Here is a 20,347-nt window from a genome sequence, read left to right as displayed (position 1 = left end):
GTCTACGACGAGTTTTGGCGGATGCCACTGCTTGCAAGACGGCCTTGTGTCTGCCCAGAATTGTCAGACTAGAAGCCATACGTTGAGCGAGCGTGGGCTCGCTGGCGGGTGACCGTAACCTTCAAGTGGGCGCCAGATATGTCCAGCGACCGGACAGGTCCTTTCGATCGGACGGCGGCGGATTTGCGTCTTGACGACGCTGTCGAACGCTTCGAGAAAGCCTGGCAGTCAGGCGATCGGCCGGCGATCGACGCGTTCCTGGCCGAGGCTGAAGCGGAGGAGCGCCGCCGCTGGCTTACCGAGCTGATCCACGTCGATATCGAGTATCGACTCAAAGCGGGCGAAGCGCCGCGTGTCGAAGAGTACCTGGCTCGCTTTGCGGAATTAGCCTCCGACGATCGGCTCGTCGTCGATCTCCTGCGGTTCGAGTACGAACTGCGCCGTCGCAGCGAACCAGGGCTTGCGCTCGACGAGTATCAACGGCGTTTTCCGCAGTTGGCCAGGGCACTGGCAGACAATATCACGGCCGGTCCTCTGCCTCCGCGCGGACGACTACTTGTACGGCTCAATTGCCCCCACTGCGAAAACGCCATTCAAATCGTCGATGACGACTCTGAAGAAGAAGTGGTCTGCCCCTCGTGCGGCAGCAGCTTCCGGATCGATCACGATCGCACGCAAACCTGGAAGCCGGAGAAGTTGCCGCGCCTGGGCAAGTTCGAACTTCTCCAAGCGGTTGGACGAGGCGCCTTTGGCACGGTTTACCGAGCGAAGGATACCGAACTCGATCGCATTGTGGCGGTGAAGATTCCGCGCAGTGGGCAACTGTCGAGCGACGAGGACGAAGATCGCTTTCTCCGCGAAGCGCGCAGCGTGGCACAATTGCGCCATCCGGGGATCGTGCCGGTTTACGAGACCGGTCGCAGCGAGTCATTTCCCTACATCGTCACCGAGTTTGTCCAGGGAGTCACGCTGGCCGATCTTTTAACCGCGCGGCGTTTCGATTCGCGAGAGGCGGCAGAACTGGTGGCAGCCGTCGCTGAGTCTCTGGCTTACGCGCACGCTCGTGGGATCATCCATCGCGACGTGAAGCCGTCAAACGTGATGCTCGACGAGTCGGGCAAACCCCACTTGATGGACTTTGGGCTGGCGCGGCGCGATGCCGGCGAGGTGACCGTTACTGTCGAAGGGCAGATCCTGGGCACGCCGGCCTATATGAGTCCCGAGCAAGCGCGAGGCGAGTCACACAAGGTCGATGGCCGCAGCGACGTCTACAGTTTGGGAGTAATTCTCTACGAGTTACTGACCGGCGAGCGTCCCTTCCGGGGCAATGCGCGGATGCTGCTGCATCAGGTCTTGAACGACGATCCGCGTGCCCCGCGAACATTGAACGATCAAATTCCAAAGGATTTGGAAACGATATGCCTCAAGGCGCTACAGAAGGAGCCGGACAAGCGGTACGTGTTGGCCGAGCACTTCGCCGCTGATTTGCGACGATTCCTCAAGCGAGAGCCGATTTTCGCGCGGCCGATTGGGCGGATTGAACGAAGTTGGAGATGGGCGAATCGAAATCGCACAGTGGCAGGACTTACAGTAGCAATTCTCTTACTTCTGCTCGCGTTGGCAACAGGCTCGACTATATCTGTGATCGGTATTCGCAATTCACGCGACAGTGAGCGATCGGCCCGCATGTTGGCGCAGCAAAAAACGACCGACGAACAATTGGCACGCGAGAAAGCAGAAGAAGCTCTTGAGCGGGAAGCGGAAGAGCGCACGCGTGCGGAATCACTGCTCAATGAATCGCACGCGAGTTTTTATGTGGCACAATTAAACCGCGCTGCACTATTGATCGAAAACAACTCGGTTCGTCAGGCACGCGAGGTGCTGAGTACGCTATTTCCCGATGATTCTAGAACTGATCGCCGAGGATTTGAATGGGGGCACTTGCTAAATCAGTGCGATCAATCTCGGATCGTGTACCGCGATGATTTGGATGCAGCTTTTCTCAATGCAGACATCAGTCCGGATTTCAGATTCCTGACTGTAGGGAGGCTCGATGGAACGATCCAAACTATCAGTTTGGACACAGGAGAACTCTCTTCCATTTCCGCGCATCAAGGTGCTGTTTTATGCGTTGACTATAGCGAGGATGGTAATCGCATCGCATCGGGTGGAGCTGACAAGTTGGCGCGAGTGTGGGACGTGGCGACGAGACAAGAGTTGATCACGCTTCGCGGACATAGTTCTTCAGTCTATTCGATCGCGTTCAGTAAGGATGGAGCATACTTGGCGACTTCAGGAGGGCCCATCACTGAAGAAATGAATCTCGATTTCAGCGGACTGAGTGACAATACCGTGCGAGTTTGGAATGCCAACACGGGAGTACTGTTACAATCTCTGCCAGAGCATAATTCAAGCGCAGGTCTTTTAGCTTTCAGCGAATGTAACTCAAGGCTGCTGACTGATGATGGATTCGCAGCGCGACTTTGGGACCCTGTCACTGGTAATCTTAGCCTGGAGATACAGCACGACGAACGCGAGTCCAGTATTCCCACTTTTAGTCCGGACGGCACACAACTTGTTTTTCCCGGCTCCGAGGTGCAATTATACAATGTCGCAAACGGCTTAAAGATTCGAACGTTAGCCAGTGAAAAGTCCAAAGGACTATTCCATGCGTTCTACAACCACGATGGCAAGTTCCTCGCCTTGGTCTCGGATCACGTGCATGTGTGGGATATGACCACGCAGGCGTCGCTCTGCACGTATTGGGGCCATAGGGGGCAAGTGTCGTCGGTCGCGTTCAGCCCAGACGGTAGACGAATTGCTACCGGTGGTGATGATTGCACAATCAGGTTGTGGGATGTGAGGAGCGGGCGAGAGGAATGTTGTCTTAGAGGCCATAGCAACACCGTGTTGTTTCTTGGGTTCACGCCAGACGGAAGCCAATTGGTGTCGATGGGCCAAGACAAGACCGTCCGTATTTGGGACGCAAACGCTGACCCCAATGTTGGCATGCTTCGCGGCCATGAAGGACGTGTTGTTTCGATTGCCTTCAGCCCAGACGGTAAGACGCTTGCATCAGCCGGGTGGGACGCAACCGTTCGCTTGTGGAATACCGCAACTGGTGAACAGCGGTCCATTCTCTGGAAGGACAAAGATCCCGACTGGTCTGGTAGTGTTTCCTTCAGTCCAAATGGAAAACGCTTAGTATCGCGTGGGTGGGACGGCGTTGCGCGCGTCTGGGACACCAGTACGCGCGACGAAATCCTCACTCTCAAGGGTCATGAATCAAGCGTGAACTGCGGCATTTTTAGCCCGGATGGGCGATACATCGCGACAGGAGGCGACGACCAGACCATTCGCTTCTGGGACGCAGAGACGGGACGGGCACAGTCAACAATCGATGATCAACTGGGACAAGTCGAGGCGGTTGCATTCTCGCGAGATGGAAAGCTTTTGGCATCTGCAGGTTACCAGGTGAAGGAGAATGTCAATGGAAACGCTAGTATTTTGTCAACCGGCACGCTGTGGGATGTTGAGACTAGAACGGCCTTGTTTGCATTGACTGGCCACAAAGGCAGATTGCTCTCTGTGTCGTTCAACCCTAGTGGGACACAATTGGCGTCCGTAGGCGACGATAGCGTCGCTCGAATCTGGAATACGCTTACCGGTACAGAATTGCATCGGCTCGAACATCAAGGCTCGCTCAGAGACGTTTGTTTCAGTCCAGATGGTAGACGAGTCGCTACGGCGAACTTCGACGGTACGGTACGGTTGTGGGATGTGGAAACCGGGCGTGAGACCCTCGTACTGAGAGGCCACGACGGTGAAGTTACGGCGGTCGCATTCAGTCCAGATGGCAAGCAGTTAGCATCGGCGGGAGGTGATGGCACAATCCGAATTGTGCGTGGAGGCCATCAGTCAGATGAAAACTGAAGACGAATGGACTTTGCCTGTCCGCGTTCGCCAATCATCGTCGCAGCACAGCCAAAAGTAGTGGCTGTTGCAAGCACAACGGCAACATACAGGCGCAGATCATGTGTAACCCCTCACCCGGGAAACATCTCATTCCGCGCCAAACAATCGCACCGCCGGCCTCAGGCTCTTGCTGCCTCTTGCTTGGTTTGCGTTCAGGCCGTCCCGGCGGTAGTGCGCGTGGTATGCTCTCGTAGCAAACGACGATCTCTCCCCGCACCCCGAGGTACCTGCCATGCGGATTATCTACGTCGCGTTGATTGTTTCGGCCCTCGCCTGTCTGTCTGGCGCTGCGGCACTGGCCGAGCAAGCCGCGCAAGATGAAACGATTGAACCGGGATTGACCTTCTCGCTCACCCTCGGCGACAAGACTGTTCCGATCGTCGAAGGCAAGCCGGTCCAGGTTTCCGGCAAATTTTCCGACCCGAAGGTCACGCTGAACATCGACCCCCACCGCGTCTTCGACCTGCGCGGCGCGCGCTTCGACTATCCGCGCCACTTCACCTGGGAGGCCGATCTCACCGATCCCAACGTCGCCGTCTGGACCCTCTCGGGCACGACGTTCAAGATCATGTTCTTCGCCTTCCAGGGAGACACGTCCGCCGAGAGCGTGGTCGAATCGCTCGAAGAGAACTTCACGGGGCAAGGGGCCGAAGTGGCGAAGAAGCCCTGCAAGCTCACGCTCGAGGGCAAAGCGATCGCGGGCACGCAGCTCGACCTGACGCTGGTCGGCAACAAGCTGATCGACCAGGTCTACGGCCTGCCCGGCGGAGACGGCGTGTCGCGACTGGTCATCTTCCAGGACACTCCGAACGAGAATGGCCAGCCGTCGGCCGAGGCCGTGGAAACGCTCAAGCGTTTCTCCGAGTCGTTCAAATCGGCGGGGGCCAAGAAATAAGTCTCCCGCTCGCCATGCAGAGCCGGAGACGATCAGCGATTCTTTGCCTTTGCCTTCGACTCGCTGAATCACGCGCGTTCACAGCACCTCGTGTTGCTGCGCAACACCGACGAGCTTGCGACTGAGTTGGGCCAACTTCCGCAAGCTCGTCGGTGCTATGCGTTGGAGCTACGTAGCGAGCGCCGCTCGAAAACGGGCCAGGCGCTCGGTGATGGGGCCGGGGGATTCTAGCAGGTAATCGTCTCCCACCGGCGCGACCCGCAGCACGACAAACCGCGGCCCGGGCGCGGTCAGCGCGCTGGCAATGCCGCCGCGCCACGCCTCGAGCGAGTCGAACGTGGCCACGCTCTGGAATCCGGCCGCCCGGGCCAGGCTGGCGAAATCGACTTGCGGCGCCGCGGTGCGCTGCCCTCCTGTGACTTCATAAATGCCATTGTCGAGCACGATGAGGGTGAGATTGGCCGCGCCGGCGGCGGCAATGGTCACCAGGCAGCCCAGGCTCATCAGCGTGCCGCCATCGCCGTTGAAGGCGATCACCTCGCGCTGGGGCTGCGCAAGCGCCAGCCCCAGGCCGAGCACCGGTGCATGCCCCATGGCCGACGGGATGTAATGAAAATCGAGCGGGTGCTGCGAGAGCTTCGGCCACTCGCGGGCCGTGCCCATCGTGGTCACGACGATCTCGTCGCGCCGCCAGTCGCGAAAGATCTCGAGCGCCGGCACGAGGGGCATCGTGCGCGGGGACGTTTCGTGCGGTAGCCTCGTGGCGGCGTGCATCACATCCGTCCTTCCGCAATAAGCACCGCGCCCGGCTTCGCCGCGCCTTGCGTGCGTCGGAAATGCTCGGCCAGTTGCGGCAGATCGTCGTCCGAGGCCAGCAGTCGATAGTCGATGCCCCAGGTCTGCAGGATCGGTTCGGTAAAGCGCCGCGCCGTGTCGGGCGAATTCGGCACGAGCGAGCTGCGATAGCCAATGATGGAGAAGATCGGCAGCCCCAGGTCGAACAGCACGTTCCGCAGGGCGTCGCCCGACTCGAAGAGTCCCGTGCATTGGATCATCACCACCGGCCGTACGCCCCCCAGGTGCAAACCCGCGGCGATGACCCAGGCCTCTCCTTCGCGGCAGACGCGCACGAGTCGAATCGACGATTGCTCGATGGCGCGTTCCCAGGGCCCGAGGACGGAGTCGGGCAGCCACACGACGTGCGTCACGCCGAGCGATTCGAGCGTCGCGACGACCTTTTCGCCCGTGAACATCGGCGTTGCTCCCGCGTGCTGGCGTTGCTCGACGACAAAAGTGGCACAGGCTGCCAGCCTGTGCTTTCCAATGCCGACTACGGCGTCTGGATCGTCGTAATCCACACGAACGGCTTCCCCGTTTCATCGACGCGCAACTGGCTCGTCAGCTTGGCTTGAAAGAGCGCCGTCCGCAAGAGATTGAGATAATACGTGCGTTTCTCCGGGTGCGAGACGAGCGACTTCGCCGGATCGATCTCATGGGCCCGCAGGGCATAGTGATCGTACAGAATCGGCGCCTGGATGTGCGCCTGCACGGCAGCCACCACGTCGCTCGCCGGTCGGCCACTCACCTCGGCCGTGAGAAAATCGAAGAGCGCGGGGAGCGTCTCGCGCGGGTTTTCCTCGGCCGGCAGCCCGACCGGCCAGCCTTCCTCGGCCCGCTCGGCGCTCAGCACCAGGTATTCGAGATCGCCCGTCGGCTGGCGCTTCGGCTGCACGACCAATCCCGCGGGTCGCAACAGACAGGCCAGCGCCGTGCCGCGCGAAAGATCGCGCAGCTCTTCCTTCACCATTTCGTGCGGCACGATGGCGGCATCGAGCAGCCCGCGATCGACGAGCTTGAAGGCGAGTCCCTTGCGCAATCGCTCGATCGCCGTGCGCCGTTCCACGCCCGAGGTCGTGACCGCCGTCGGACGCGAGAGGTCATCGCGCACCTTGATGAAATCGGCGGGCGAAAGCCCGAACGGACGAACTTCGCCCGGCGCGGCGGGGGGTCCCGATCCGGCGATCTCCTTGATCCAGGCGGCCAGCTTCGAGCGATCGTTGGCGCGGAACCGCGCCCCCGGCACTACCAACTCGCCCCGCGACGAAAGACGTCCGTGGACTTCGTAGGTCGTGCCCGCGCTCGATTCGCGCGTGATGATCTCGATCTGCTCGCCGGCACGTACGGCGCGGATATCGAGCCGGGCGGCGCCCGCCTCGGTCACCAGGCGATACCACTGCTGGAGCGACACGCTTTGCACGCCAGGCTCGGTGCCGATGACGAACTCGACGCGGTTCGCTCCCCGCGCCGCCAACGGCAGAATGCAGACCAGCAACAGAGCTCGGCACGCGATCCGCACGCACTTCCACGGCTGCGACCAACGGCTTTTTCCGTTGGGGCCCGGCCACCAGTGCCCCCCAGAAACTTTACGTGGGTCGTGAAAATCTGCTAGCACGTGCTGTGCCTGGAAAAGAATCGCGATCGAACGAACCGCACTTGCAAGTATAGCACCGCGTCTCTCGGTTGCAGGCGCGGCGGGATCTGGCAGAATGACGGGCGATTCGCGCCGTATTCCGCGACGGCGCCCCGCACGGCCCCCGGCCCATCCAGGAAGGAACAACATGCCGCGTCCCGTCACGCTCTTTACCGGCCAATGGGCCGACATGAAGCTCGAGGATCTGGCTCGCCGCGCGAATGAATTCGGCTATCAGGGGCTCGAGTTGGCCTGCTGGGGCGATCACTTCGAGGTGGACAAGGCGCTGGCCGACGATGGTTACTGTGCCGCCAAGCGCGACCTGCTCGAACGCTACGATCTCGACGTCTTCGCCATCAGCACGCACCTGGTCGGTCAGGCGGTGCTCGATACGATCGACGCGCGCCACAAGGCGATCTTGCCCCCCTACGTGTGGGGCGACGGCAAGCCCGAGGGGGTGAATGCCCGCGCCGCCGAAGAACTGAAGCGGACGGCCAAGGCCGCGCAGAAGCTGGGCGTGGGCGTGGTGAACGGCTTTACGGGATCGAGCATCTGGCCGCTCCTGTATTCGTTTCCTCCAGTGAGTGAAGAGATGATCGGGGCGGGCTTCGCGCTCTTCGCCGAGCGGTTCACCCCGATTCTCGACGTCTTCGGCGAGTGCGGCGTGCGTTTCGCGCTCGAGGTACACCCGACCGAGATCGCCTTCGACATCGTCACCGCCGAACGGACGCTGTCCGCGATCGACCGGCGCGAGGAGTTCGGCTTCAATTTCGACCCCAGCCACCTGCTCTGGCAGGGGATCGATCCGGTCGAATTCCTCCGGGCCTTCCCCGACCGCATCTATCATGTACACGTGAAGGATGCGATTGTCACGCTCAACGGCCGTAGCGGTATCTTGTCGAGCCACTTGAACTTCGGCGATCCGCGACGGGGCTGGGACTTCCGTTCGCCGGGGCGGGGCGGTGTGAATTTCGAAGAGATTATCCGCGCGCTCAATGTCTTCGGGTACGATGGACCCCTGTCGGTCGAATGGGAAGACAGTGGCATGGACCGCGAGGCGGGCGCACGCGAAGCGTGCGAGTTTGTCCGCCGGATCGATTTCACCCCTAGTCGCGTGGCGTTCGACGCCGCGTTTGCGGAGAAGTAAGCGTGTCTGGTTCGTTCGCTCGCTGGCTCGTCGTTTGGCTCGTGCTCGTGTCGCTGGCAGTCGGTTCGCGGGTCTCGCTCGCGGCCGAGGACGGCAAGCCGTTCGATCTGAACATTGTCACGTTCAATATCCTGGTCGAACTCTCGACGCCCGACGGCGTCGGGCCTTGGAAAGACCGCAAGGATCTCTGCGTCGATCTGCTGCGCGAGAAGAATCCCGATCTGATCGGCTTCCAGGAACCGACCCCCCGGCAGGTGAAAGATCTACAAGCAGCGCTGCCGGAGTACGGCGCGGTCTTCTACGACGCGAAGAAGCCCGGCTATACCGATGCGACCCTCTTCTACAAGCGGGACCTGTTCGAGGTCGTCGACCGCGGTCACTGGTGGCTATCCCCCACGCCCGATCGCGTCTCGGTCGGTTTCGGCAACGCGTTGCCGAGGATCCTGGTTTGGGCCCGGTTGAAACATCTTCCCACGGGGCGCGAGTTGTACGCGTTCAACACGCACTTCGACAATTCATCCCCTTGCCAGGAGCGGATGGCCGAGTTGTGCGAGAAGCAGTTCGTGCCTTTCCTCGAACAGAACCTGCCCATGTTCTTCTTCGGCGATTTCAACACCAGCCAGAAGCGGGGCGATTATCCGCGCCTGACCTCGAACGGCTGGCGCGATTCGTACCTGGTATCGGACATCGCCTCGGACGACGGTCGCGACGACAACATCACCACGATGTTCGATGGCAACATCCGCATCGATCACATCTTCTATCACGGCGAGGGGATCGAGCCCCTCACCTGGCAGCGGCTCGAATCGCCCGATCCGGCGCGCCCCCTGTCGGACCATTATCCGGTGCAAGCGACGTTCCGCGTGAAGTAGAAGTAGCAGCGGGCGCTCAGCCGATTTTGCCCATCGCGGGTTCGTTCGTCGCGGCGCGAATCGCGTGCCGGCGGACGAGCTCGATCAGCTCGTGGCGCTCGACCGGTTTGGCGACGTACTCGTCGCAGCCCGCCTCGAGGCAGCTTTTCTGATCGTGCTCCTCGGTGTAGGCCGTGAGCGCGATGATCGGGCCGTTATAGCCCGCCGCGCGCAGACGGCGCGTGGCCTCGTAGCCGTTCATGATCGGCATGTTCATGTCCATGAGGATCACGTCGTACGGTTCGCTGAGGATGCGGCGGCCGTCGCCAAATTCGACGGGCAGGGCCAGGGCCAATTCGACCGCCTCGACCCCGTCGCGCGAGATGGTCACCATTGCCCCGGCAGTGCGCAGAATGCAGGCAAAGAGTCGTTGCGTGTCGCCCATGTCGTCGGCAATGAGAACGCGACAATCGAGCAAAGGTTCGTCGTGCATGGGTGCCCTTTGGCGTATCGGGAGGGAAATCGCTGAGTCGCGCGGCAATCGTCTACCTGCGAGGTGCAATTTCTCGGGGTATACGAGTAGCGCCGATTGTTTCCCCACTACAGTGAAGAATAGTTCACGTTTTCCGCCGAGTGCCGATTGCACGTGTCGGCAATCCCTGGGATAGGATGATGCGAGTCGTAGGGGGCGAATGCCGCGCGGCAAGGCGGTTTCTACAGGGAACCCCTCAGTGCTCTGTCCAAGCAAGATGGTCGGTGTCGCGCAGCGACCCGAGGAATGAGCAACCCGCGGGGTGAGATTCGATGGCACCCGAAAATCAGGGTTCGACACGGCGCTAGTCGCGTTTCGTGCCCGCTCGATACCAAGCGGCCAGGCGCTGCGGTGAGATACCCAACCGGTAGCCCGCGATGATCGCCTGATTGACGAGCGTGGTGCGCACGACGCCGAGCCGCTGCCAGCGACGTGCTGACGTACACACGACATCTGGCGCAATGGCCACGCGACCGCGCCGGCGTAACGTGTCGACCAGGACAAAGTCTTCCATGATCGGCAATGTCGGAAAGCCTCCCAAGGTGCGAAAGACCCAGGCTGGCATGAAGAGCGCCTGGTCGCCGTAGGGAAGTCCGCGCCAGGTCGCACGCCAGTTGACCCATTGCTCGACCGCGCGAAAGCCGATTCCCGGCGCCTCGATGCGCAGGCGAAAGGCGCCCAAGAGCACGTCGCGGTCGCCGAGCGTCTCGTTCACCACACTCGCGAAGCGCTGCGGCAGCAACGTGTCGGCATGTAGAAACAGCAGGGTATCACCACGGGCGGCCTGGCCCCCCGCGTTCATCTGGTAGGCACGACCCTGCTCGGCGGCGATGACGGTCGCCCCGTGCTCTCGGGCGATCGCCACCGTATCGTCGCGACTGCCACCGTCGACGACGATCACCTCGCTCTCGTCCTGCTCACCGATCCCGGCCCGAACCGCCCCGAGCGACGCGGCGAGCCCGCCTGCTTCATCGAGCGTGGGAATGATGATTGAAAGACTCGCCATCGATCGTGCGGACGATCGCCCAGCCTGCACGCGCTGCCAGCGGGGGAGATCTCCCGGCTCATCGACGTCGGCGAGCGGGCCCAAGCTCGCCACCGACAGGACATGCCGCCGTGCCACCGCCAGTGTCTGCTCCAGCACGCGCTCGGTTCCCCAATCGATGCCGGCGAAGAGCGCCGGCCGCGGGCGCGCGAGCCCAATCAGGTAATAGCCCCCATCCACCGCCGGGCCGAGCGCCACTTCTTGCGTATCGAGCGCTCGGAACGCCTCGGCTACTCGCTCGGCGGATAGCTCCGGGCAATCGGTCCCGACGATCACAATCCGTGTGGCCCCTTCGGCAAACGCGGCCGCGCTCGCTTGCGCCATGCGCGCGCCGAGGTCCGCTCCCGCTTGGATACGATAGCGTCGACCGGCGCCGAACTCGCGGCGCATGCCGGCCTCATCTCCGCCAGCGAAATGAATCTCGACCGCGACGTCGCGCACGCGGGCAAGATCATCGGCCCAAGCAAGGGTATGCCGCACCATGTCGGCGTGCAGTCGCGCGGCCCCGCTCGCGCCCAGTGCGGGGATGAGCCGCGTCTTCGTCGTGCCCACCTCCGGATAGCGGGCAAAAATCAACAACCGCTCGGCAGATCGACCGGTGCCCAGGCGAAGCCAACGCGGCATCGTGCTCACCTCGACCACAAGTCAGAGAGACTTGCCCGACAACCGCTCGAGCAAGAGCGGAGTGAAGCCGGGCTGGGGCGTGTGACAATAGATCACCGAACGCGCGGGCGTTTCTCCCTCGGCCAAGGGACGCACGTGCAGGTAGGGTTTCATCTTCCCCGCCGCGCGCTCTTCGGCCGTCGCGCGATCGTCGGCTGCCTGTTCGATCTGTACCGTCACGGGCATCGACTCGATCAACTGCGGATGCGTCACCCAACCGAGCGCCAACGTGTCGAACGGATTGAATCCGCGCGGCGTGATGTCGCGCTCCCACAGAGCGATCCAGTATTCCGAGGTCTCGGCGATCCAGGCGCCGGCTTTGCTGGCGCCACGCAATCGTGCCAGTTCATCTCGGCCCAGCCAGACGTGCGACGACACCTCCCAGGGGGCAAACACCAGGGGAATCTGGGTATCGAGAATGATCTGCATGGCGGCGGGATCGAGCTCGAAGTTGAAATCGCGATGGGGCACCTGCTGCGTGTCGCTGCTTTTGAAGCGCTGCCCCGGTCGTCGGGCGGCCACCATGATGAGCCGCTCGATGCGCGAGGCCAGCTCGGGATGTCGTTTGAGCAGCGTCCCGATGTTCGTCACCGGCCCCACGGCCAGCACGGTCAGAGGGCGCTCCTCGAGCGCCCCGGCCAGCGCACGAGTTGCATCCGTTTCCTGGCCGAGTTCTTCGGCCGAGGCAGCGCCCGCCTGCACGCTCAAGCCCTCGGGCCCGAAGCGTTCGACGATCTCGCGCGCGATCGGCACGGCCCGTTCGAGCGTCGTGTTGCCAAACACGACGCTGATGCCGCGGATGCGCACCTCGGGGGAGTGAAACGCCTGGATCACCATGAGCCCATCGTCGACGTCGCCGAAACCGGTCGCCGTATCGACGTCGAGCCACACGTCGCGTGGCTTTGGCGCGGCGGGCGCATCGTCGGCTTTGCCGGGATGCACCACGACGCACCAAGCCGCCACTAGCGCGAGTGTGATCCAGCCAGGTTGGCGGCGAACAAAGCTCATGGCCATAACATGCTCCAGCGCCCTTCCAGGATCGCGGTTCTCGAACGCAAGAGCAGCTCGGCACGGCGACCGGTCGACGGTGGCAGGGGGAGCTGCGCCACGCCGATCAAGCGCCGCATGACTTCACACGCCGCGTAGCGCGCGATCCATTCGGCATCGATCAGGACACGATCGGCCAAACCCATGTACGCCGCCAGAAGCTGCGAGGCGGCCTCGACCGGCACGCCGGCCAAGGCAAAATGCGCCAGCGCCACGCCGAGATCAAACTCCGGATCCCCCGCAAAGCAGAATTCCGGATCGATCACGCGCAGACTATCATCTGCGCGCAGCCAGCTTCCCGGAAAGTAATCGCCGTGCAGCAGCGTATCGCCATCGGCCAGGTAGCGCGCGGCGGTCTCGGCCACCGCCTCGCGATAATCATCGTCGGCGCGTAAGAACTCCGCGCATCGCGCTAGCCCTGGTTCAAAACGATCGAGCTCGAGGCCATTCTGCGAGTCGAGGGGCAATTCGTAGATGTGCTGATGGTTCAACGCGCGCATGGCGCGATTTTCAAACCCGGCCAGATCCACGCCGCGCGTCGCCGTGTGCAAGGCCGCCGCGTACGCCGCCAACTCGTCGATCTCGGCGGCGCGAATCGTTCCACCCGAGTAGAGCGAGGTGAAATCGGCTGCGGGACCGAGATCCTCGAGCAACAGGGTGCGGATCCCGGCCTGAGCGCCCAACAACCGCGGCATACGGCTCGCCACGCCGGCCATGCCGGCCACGCGCAGGTAGAAGCGAGCCTCGATTTCAGCACGTTCCCAGGGCGCGGCGAGGTGGTCGTATTTCTCGACCCAGGGGCGGGCTTGCTTGACGATCAGCGTGCGGCGGTCGGTTTCCACGCGCAGCGTCAGATTCATATTGCCTTCGCCCGCCGGGCGCAGGCCGACCACGCGCTCGTCCCGGGCCAGCCACGAACGCTCGCGCAGCACGCGCTCGACAGTCGACTCGTCATCGGCCGCCAGCCAGGGAAAGTCCGGATAAGCGGCCTGCATCTCGCGCTTGTTCATACATCGGCATCCAGATCGGTGGGGCAGTCGCCCCGATTCTAGCCCCCCGGCGCCGGGCACGATATGCGCCAAAATCGTGCGGAAGCCGCGCGGCGACGCCCTTCTCAGTGCGAAGCCGGGTTGTCACAATCAGCCCTGTCCGCCCCTCTTCGAGACCTTGCGTTGGATCGACCGCGCCATGACGAAGATCGGCGCGCCATCGCCACGCCTTCACAACACTCCTGCCGAGGTTCTTCCATGTCGAGCCGCGAGCGCTGGACGATTTATCCGCTGTTGTTCTTTTCGATCGGGCTGGCCATGTACGATCGCGTGGTCTCGGCGACCATCGTCGATACCGACGTCGTCCAATGCGACGTGGTCGAGTGCCGCCGACTACGCGTGCTGGGAGCCAGCGGTCAGGAGCAGGCCTCGCTCAGCGAGCGCGGCCTGGTCGCGCACAGTGCCCGCATCACGGCGCTGGGGGGCGAAGATCGCCTTATTCTCGACACCGGCAATACCAGTGCCGGGCAGTTTCAACTACTCGGCGCCGATGGCAACCGCCGCGTGGCGCTTGGCAGCGACGACAACAATCACGTCGGCGAGATTGCCGTCTTCGGGGTACAGCCCGAATTACCGCTGACGTTGATCTCGGCCGAAAACGGCGGCGGTATGATCTCGACGCAGAACGCCGCCGGCCAGCGACTGATGTTCTTTACCCACAACAACGGCGCGGGCACCATGGTGAGCTTCGACGCCGAGGGCAAGCCGCACTTTTACCTGACGGCAACCCTGCGGCAGCCGCCACCCGGAAGTGGTGAGGCAGAGACACCGGAAACCCAGTCCCCGCCTCCTGCTGAAGAGCAGGCCCCCGCAGAGGACGAACCTGCATCCGCAGCGCCCGTCGAAAGCGACACGCCCGCCGAAACCGACAGCAATTAGGGAGTGCTCGTCGTCTGGGTACGGCGCGGTCGCGACTCGAGCCACTCACGATACTCGCGTGTCTTGACGAAATCGGAGTATTGCGGGGCGGACTTCAGATCGCCCAGGCGAACGCCCGTCTTCAATTCGTACTCACGGAGCAGACGGGCCGTCTCGCCGAATTCTCGTTCGCGCAGCGAGACGATGATCAGCGCCTCGTAGGCGTAACTGAGGGCGGGGTCTTGAGCCAGCGCCTCGCGATACAGCAGCTTGGCCACCAGGATGTTATCTGCTTCGAGTTGCAGGTTGCCCTGGATCACCTTGATGTAAGGGTCTCCACCCACGCGCTCGTCGAGCCGCAACAGAGAGGGCTGAATCTTGGTCGTCTCGCGGCCGATGATGCGATGCCGCAAGAACAGCAGATCCGTGGCGGGATCTTCGGCCAGGTCGGTTTCGATGCGGTTCATCGTGCGGCGGTAATTCGGTCCCCCTTGTGACTCGGCGATCTGCAACCGCGTCATTAGCAGGTTCTTGTCCTTCTGGACCGAAGGGGGCAAGCGGTTGTAGATATCGACCGCGGTCGCCAATTGGCTCGGGTCGCCCGTGTCGGCCAGCTTGCTGATTTCGACGATCTTATCGCTGTTGTCGATATACTCGTCGGGTCGGCCGAACAGGCTCGCCAGAATGCTGCGATGCGTCAGAGTCAGAATCGGTAGCACCGCGCGGCGCAGCGTGCGGCTGAGCTTTTCGCCGAACGAGTGGACATAGACGTCGACGAATTTCACCTTCCCTTCGGCATCGACCAGCGGCACGTACTCGTGGTAGTCGGGCTCGCCGCTCGCCGAAACCAGGCGAAAGACAATCCGGGGCTCGCCATCCACCTCGCGCACGCGCAGGAATCGATAGCTGCCCGATTCGCCCATCTGTCCGACGATATCAGTCCCCCAACGATCCGGCGTAAAGAGATTGGTCACGAATCCGCGCCGCAGCTCGGGGGCATCATTGAACCCCTGCGTGGCCTCGGCGAACATGGCGTTCCAGTCCATGCGCTCGTCGAGCAGCTTGGAGTTTCCTTCCTTGAAGTCGCGCTCGATCTCGCGCGCCAGGTTCTCATACTGGCTGGCGTATTGCGTGAAGGGAGGGAATTGGTGCTCGGTCGGACGATAGGGTTCGACCGAATTGCTCACCACCGACCACGCCACTACCAGGCAGAGCAGCACGAGCACGCCGACGAGGATGCCCGTCACCACCATGCCCGAGACCCCACGTCGCTCGCGCCGACGGCGCAGCGCCGCTCGATGCCGGGTACCACTGGCCGTAATCGCGCATGGCGAAGGAACAGAGGGGATCACGGTGGCGCGCAGATACGGCTGCATACATCCCTCGAAACGCACGACAAGACAGAGCCACATCCGTTTGCCACGGTATGGGCGGAGAATCCCCGATTCCGGTCGTAAACCTCTACTCCAGCATACACTGAGACGAGAGTCAATTCGCCAGTGCCGCCAGAAGGGACTGTGCCCGGCAGCCTGAAGGGGTCCATGCGACAAGCCTTTTCGGCCCAGTAGAGCCAGCTTAAATGACCCTCTGGCGTCGCGAAAGACGTCAATCCGAAAAACACCGACCTGCGGCGCCTGGCCTGATGAAGGACCGAGCCCGCAGGCCAAGAGATCATTGTGAAGGCGTCGCACCGCAGCGAACGGGGAGGGCTAGCGTGCGACGGGCACGGCCCCGGCGGGTTCAATGGCAGCAGCGGCTTCGCCCCCCTGATCGACGGACGTCGCGCTGCCGTCGGCCACCTCCTCACCGACGAACGCCGGCGCACCGAAACGACGCAAGCGGTAGTTCTGCAAGGCACGCGCCGAGTGGTACAGACCGCCACACTCCATCGGCAGGTCTCGCGTCTGGTCGAAGATCTTGCACAACCGCACCACGGCCGCCGTCACCCACGGCTCCTTGAGCTCCTCGTCATTCAAGGCGTACGTGAGAAACTCGAGCGTGTGCCCCGTGGTGCTCATGCGCAGCGACAGGTCGGGCGAATTGCCTGGTCGCTCGAAGTAGCTCGTCGAGAAGCAACCGTCTGCTTGCTGAAAGCGGCGGCAAATGTCGACGGTTTGGCGAATCTTTTGGTCGGCGGACAGCCAGCCACCATTCAACTCGCCCCCTTCGGCCAGATAACGATTCACGGCCACGGTCAGGGCGCACATGCGGTGCGATCCGCCGCAGGCGCTTTCGCCCAGGTTTTGGGCGGCTTCCATCTCGCAGATGCGATCGAGCGTCCACTCCGAGCCGTCACGGGCGGTCCACTTCGCGTCGAGCGGCAGGTACGTGCTCAGCCCCATCAGGGTCCAGCTCGCCTCCATGCCGTCGTAGATATCCCACTGAGCCTGGGTCACGAGATCGTTGACGGTGAAGGTCTTGCCCTGCACGACGATCGTCTGATCCGCTTCGAGCCCGCACAGCGAGAGATAGCCGAGCCACTGGTCGGGATGCCCCTGGCCGCTTTTCGAGCCTTGCTCGAGTAGGGTTTCGAGTCCATGATCGCCCGGAAATAGGTTCCAGCCGCGCAACGTGCCACCCGCCAACAGGTAGTCGAGCGCCGAGACAAGCTCTCCCTGGTTGTACATCTGCAGGCCGCGGCCAAAGCCCACGATGCCATGCACGACTTGCCAGGCCGCATGTTCCTGGGCGTTGAGATGGCGCGCCCCGGTGTAGGCCAGCACCTGATCGATATGAGTCCGAATCTCCTCGTCGCTGGGGAGATCCGATTCCTGAACGGCCAAGGGGGCCGTCGGCATCTCGTCGAGAGCGACCTCCTGCGAGCAGCCAGAAAGGCCTAAAGCGGCCAGGACGACGAGAGGCGGCAGGAGCGTACGGGCGGAAAACATGACGGGGAGGCCTCGACCGTTTGGCGGTGCCCGTGGTCTCCTCCACCAGGCGATCACCAGGATCAGGTCAGCGGAGGCCTCCTTGACCCCGCGTGGATAACGTCGGCGATGTCTCCTGCAAGCGACGCACGCGAGTCACGTCCCGTGACCATACCACCCGAGGGCTGGCAAATCTAGCCGATCGGGTGGATTGCATCGACCGCGAAAACCTTGCCGGTCGTAGCGGTTCGCGGGCGTTCTTTCATGCCCTGGACGACTCATCGTACGCTCCGCGATCGGCTTCCAAGGTTCTTTCGCGTGCCCCGGGACGGAACTTTAGCAAATGCAAGCAGATGCGTGAGAGTGCGTAAGCTTTGACGATTGCGGAGCCGATACTGCTAGCAGGCGCCCACCGTACTGCGAACCAACGAACCGCACGAATTGCCACTTCCACCATGACGACAAAACCGCACCTGCCCGCGAACTTGACCGAGTCGAAGCACGCTCGCGAATCGATATCTTCTGCGCCTGCCCGCGAGTCGGAGCAGATGGATCACTTCGTCCGCGCGCTTTCGCACGACATGTCGGCTAACTTCATGGTGCTCGAGGCCTCGCTGCGCAAGCTGAAGCGGAATCACGGGCGGAATCCGCTGGGCGAGTTGTCGGAGAACTTCGCCCATGTCGAGGCCTGTCTCCGCGAATCGAAACGCTTTCTCGACGACCTCGTGCTCTTGGCCAAGACCGGCAGCGTCGACATGCAGGCCGAGTTCGTCGCCTTGGGCCCCCTCGTCCGCGAGGTGATCTTCGAGCAACGCCCGCTGCTCGACGAGCGCGGGATCGAAGTGACCGTGGCGGTCCACTTGCCGACTGTCTGGTGCAACGAAGTCCGACTGCGACAGATCTTCACCAATCTGGTGCGCAATGCCGCGCGACACGGCTGCGACGCGCGTGAACCGAAAATCGAGATCGGCCAGGTCGCGGCTCCGGCGAAGGGGGATTCTCGCTACGTCTGGCTGCGTGTCCACGACAATGGCCGTGGCATTGCCGCGGCCGCCCGCGACGAGATTTTCTTGCCGGGCAAGCGGCTCGCCGCGGCACATCCGGATGGAACCGGCATGGGGCTGGCCATCGTGCGCAAGGCGATCGAGCACTATGGCGGCACGATTGGCATCGATCCGTCGCTCGACCAGGGAACCGCCTTCCTGCTTTCGCTGCCGAAGAGCGCGGAGGCTGTATCGCCGCCGAGCGGCGAGCAGGTACCGCCCCCCGCGCACCAGCTTCACCGCCCCCACCATCGGCGCGGCAGCGTGCGCTAGCGCGCGGCGTTCAATGGTATTCGCTCGAAACGGGGCGATCTTGGGGCGGTTTCTGCGCGAACTAACCCCTGTTTGCCCGCGTAGAATGGCAGTAAAACGTTCAATCCCGGACGACGACGCGCGGTGCCCGCCGGTGCGGTGAAATAACCCCGGTCTGGTTGCACGCCGGCGTCGCTCCGGACGAGCGTTCTTTCCAAGACGGATTCTCTTTCACGACGGACCGAACCGATGCCCTTTGTTTTCGATATCAACTACCTGCTGTTCGTGGGCCCGGCGTTCCTCTTGGCGCTGTGGGCGCAGTATCGCGTGAAGTCGACCTACCACGCGGCGCAGCGTATGCCCGCGCCCCTCAGTGGCGCCGCGGCCGCGCGCCATATCCTCGACTCGGCCGGCCTGCGCGACGTGCAGATCGAGCAAGTCGGGGGCTTTCTCACCGACCATTACGATCCGCGCCACCGCGTGTTGCGCTTGAGCCCCGAGAATTACCAGTCACGCTCGCTGGCGGCCGTGGGCATTGCCGCGCACGAGGCGGGGCACGCGTTGCAAGATGCCCACCAGTACGCGCCCCTGGTCATCCGCAACGCCGCCGTGCCGATGGCGAACATCGGCAGCAGCCTGGGCGGTTTGCTGTTCTTCGTCGGCCTGATGATGGCCAGCACTGCCGGACAGATGGTGGCCTGGGCCGGCGTGGCGTTGTTCAGCCTGGTGGTCTTCTTTCAGGTGGTGAACTTGCCGGTCGAGTTCAACGCCAGCAATCGCGCGAAGGCGCAGCTCGTGCAGTTGGGCATCATCGATCAGCAAGGTCTGGTCGAGGTGACGCGCGTGCTCAACGCGGCCGCGCTGACCTACGTGGCCGGCACGCTACAAACGATTCTGACGCTGCTCTACTTCGTCATCCGCCTCTCGGGCGATCGACGGTAATCTCGCCTCGCGCTGGTGAACGCTTGTCCCCTGCCAGTCAATATGGGACACTGCGTCCGCCATGCCCAAGCGCGCCCTTACCGTTGAATTGCTCTGCCACGAGGCCCATGACTTTGCCGCCGTGGAGTCAAGTCACCCGGAACCAAGTCTCTATGGTGTGACCGACGGGAAGGCGATCGGGACCTATTTCGAGCACAAGTTTCGCGCCCTGATCGAGACGAAGTACACCACCAGTCGGGGCAATTCTGCCAAGGGGATCGACTTTCCCTCGTTGGAAGTCGACATGAAGGCTACCAGCATCAAACAGCCACAATCTTCGTGTCCCTTCAAATCGGCGCGGCAGAAGGTTTACGGACTCGGCTATTCTCTGCTCGTTTTCGTGTACGACAAGAAAGACCTGGCTCGCACCAAGACCGGTACGCTCAATGTTCTGCATACCCTATTCATTGAGAAGGAGCGTACAGGGGATTTTCAGACGACGAAGGAGATCCGCCGACTGCTGGAAAACGGCGCCACCGAAGAGGATCTCGTCGCTTTCATGCAAGATCGTTATCAAGAGATCGAAGCGTTCAAGTTAGCCAGGGAACTGCTCGACCATCCTCCCGAGCAAGGCTACTTGACCATCTCCAATGCATTGCAATGGAGGCTCCAGTACGGGCGTGCCGTCACATCGGCGGGACAAGCGCTGGGTGTGCGAAGGATTCGGTGATT

17 protein-coding genes are annotated in these 20,347 nt (G+C 62.4%); 8 read left to right on the top strand and 9 right to left on the bottom strand.

The window, feature by feature from the left end; translation table 11 throughout:
• Window positions 1-138: 138 nt before the first annotated feature.
• Both KF708_11100 and KF708_11095 read left to right on the top strand, forming a co-directional pair.
• On the top strand, window positions 139-3,933 hold the full coding sequence (locus KF708_11100) for a protein kinase (protein ID MBX3413226.1): 3,795 nt from the start codon (window positions 139-141) through the stop codon (window positions 3,931-3,933).
• A 274-nt stretch (window positions 3,934-4,207) separates the two neighbouring features.
• A complete protein-coding gene (locus tag KF708_11095; GenBank protein ID MBX3413225.1) occupies window positions 4,208-4,870 on the top strand; it encodes a hypothetical protein in 663 nt (220 codons plus the stop codon).
• Window positions 4,871-5,038: 168 nt separating this feature from the next.
• Here KF708_11095 and KF708_11090 read toward each other — a convergent pair whose 3' ends face one another.
• The 3 genes from KF708_11090 to KF708_11080 all read right to left on the bottom strand — a co-directional run bounded on the left by KF708_11090 (window position 5,039) and on the right by KF708_11080 (window position 7,226).
• Window positions 5,039-5,644, bottom strand: coding sequence for a hypothetical protein (locus KF708_11090; GenBank protein ID MBX3413224.1), 606 nt, complete (start codon window positions 5,642-5,644; stop codon window positions 5,039-5,041).
• On the bottom strand, window positions 5,644-6,123 hold the full coding sequence (locus tag KF708_11085; GenBank protein MBX3413223.1) for a hypothetical protein: 480 nt from the start codon (window positions 6,121-6,123) through the stop codon (window positions 5,644-5,646). Before KF708_11085 ends, KF708_11090 begins: the two co-directional genes overlap by 1 nt.
• 77 nt (window positions 6,124-6,200) lie before the next feature.
• Window positions 6,201-7,226: a hypothetical protein gene (locus KF708_11080; GenBank protein ID MBX3413222.1), complete on the bottom strand. Its 1,026-nt coding sequence runs from the start codon at window positions 7,224-7,226 to the stop codon at window positions 6,201-6,203.
• A 262-nt stretch (window positions 7,227-7,488) separates the two neighbouring features.
• Between KF708_11080 and KF708_11075 the strand changes: the two genes are divergently transcribed.
• Both KF708_11075 and KF708_11070 read left to right on the top strand, forming a co-directional pair.
• Window positions 7,489-8,487: a sugar phosphate isomerase/epimerase gene (locus KF708_11075; GenBank protein ID MBX3413221.1), complete on the top strand. Its 999-nt coding sequence runs from the start codon at window positions 7,489-7,491 to the stop codon at window positions 8,485-8,487.
• A gap of 2 nt (window positions 8,488-8,489) precedes the next feature.
• Window positions 8,490-9,359 carry an endonuclease/exonuclease/phosphatase family protein gene (locus KF708_11070; protein MBX3413220.1) on the top strand — a complete coding sequence of 290 codons (870 nt, stop codon included), beginning with the start codon at window positions 8,490-8,492 and terminating at the stop codon, window positions 9,357-9,359.
• A 16-nt stretch (window positions 9,360-9,375) separates the two neighbouring features.
• On the opposite strand, the gene KF708_11065 is transcribed toward KF708_11070, so the two are convergent.
• From KF708_11065 to KF708_11050, 4 genes are all read right to left on the bottom strand, one after another.
• The gene (locus KF708_11065; GenBank protein ID MBX3413219.1) at window positions 9,376-9,831 is read right to left on the bottom strand and encodes a response regulator; all 456 of its coding nucleotides are present in this window, start codon (window positions 9,829-9,831) and stop codon (window positions 9,376-9,378) included.
• A 343-nt stretch (window positions 9,832-10,174) separates the two neighbouring features.
• On the bottom strand, window positions 10,175-11,539 hold the full coding sequence (locus tag KF708_11060) for a TIGR04283 family arsenosugar biosynthesis glycosyltransferase (GenBank protein ID MBX3413218.1): 1,365 nt from the start codon (window positions 11,537-11,539) through the stop codon (window positions 10,175-10,177).
• 21 nt (window positions 11,540-11,560) lie between these two features.
• Complete coding sequence (locus tag KF708_11055) at window positions 11,561-12,586, bottom strand: nucleoside hydrolase (GenBank protein MBX3413217.1); 1,026 nt, start codon at window positions 12,584-12,586, stop codon at window positions 11,561-11,563.
• Window positions 12,583-13,635: a phosphotransferase gene (locus tag KF708_11050; GenBank protein MBX3413216.1), complete on the bottom strand. Its 1,053-nt coding sequence runs from the start codon at window positions 13,633-13,635 to the stop codon at window positions 12,583-12,585. The genes KF708_11055 and KF708_11050 overlap by 4 nt, the downstream gene beginning before the upstream one ends.
• A gap of 237 nt (window positions 13,636-13,872) precedes the next feature.
• Here KF708_11050 and KF708_11045 point away from each other — a divergent pair, with 237 nt between their 5' ends.
• Window positions 13,873-14,553 carry a hypothetical protein gene (locus KF708_11045; GenBank protein ID MBX3413215.1) on the top strand — a complete coding sequence of 227 codons (681 nt, stop codon included), beginning with the start codon at window positions 13,873-13,875 and terminating at the stop codon, window positions 14,551-14,553.
• Here the strand turns inward: KF708_11045 and KF708_11040 are convergent.
• Both KF708_11040 and KF708_11035 read right to left on the bottom strand, forming a co-directional pair.
• On the bottom strand, window positions 14,550-15,908 hold the full coding sequence (locus tag KF708_11040; GenBank protein ID MBX3413214.1) for a hypothetical protein: 1,359 nt from the start codon (window positions 15,906-15,908) through the stop codon (window positions 14,550-14,552). The two genes, KF708_11045 and KF708_11040, sit on opposite strands and share 4 nt — an antisense overlap.
• Before the next feature lie 333 nt (window positions 15,909-16,241).
• On the bottom strand, window positions 16,242-17,420 hold the full coding sequence (locus KF708_11035) for an ADP-ribosylation factor-directed GTPase activating protein isoform b (protein MBX3413213.1): 1,179 nt from the start codon (window positions 17,418-17,420) through the stop codon (window positions 16,242-16,244).
• Between the two features lie 434 nt (window positions 17,421-17,854).
• Between KF708_11035 and KF708_11030 the strand changes: the two genes are divergently transcribed.
• The 3 genes from KF708_11030 (at window position 17,855) to KF708_11020 (ending at window position 20,345) form a co-directional block, all read left to right on the top strand.
• Complete coding sequence (locus tag KF708_11030; GenBank protein ID MBX3413212.1) at window positions 17,855-18,715, top strand: HAMP domain-containing histidine kinase; 861 nt, start codon at window positions 17,855-17,857, stop codon at window positions 18,713-18,715.
• Between the two features lie 228 nt (window positions 18,716-18,943).
• Window positions 18,944-19,636: a zinc metallopeptidase gene (locus KF708_11025; protein ID MBX3413211.1), complete on the top strand. Its 693-nt coding sequence runs from the start codon at window positions 18,944-18,946 to the stop codon at window positions 19,634-19,636.
• A 61-nt stretch (window positions 19,637-19,697) separates the two neighbouring features.
• Window positions 19,698-20,345 carry a hypothetical protein gene (locus KF708_11020; protein MBX3413210.1) on the top strand — a complete coding sequence of 216 codons (648 nt, stop codon included), beginning with the start codon at window positions 19,698-19,700 and terminating at the stop codon, window positions 20,343-20,345.
• Window positions 20,346-20,347: the final 2 nt, after the last annotated feature.

It is taken from the genome of Pirellulales bacterium (assembly GCA_019636335.1).
Classification (GTDB): domain Bacteria; phylum Planctomycetota; class Planctomycetia; order Pirellulales; family JAEUIK01; genus JAHBXR01.
This window is presented reverse-complemented; position numbering and strand designations above follow the sequence as displayed.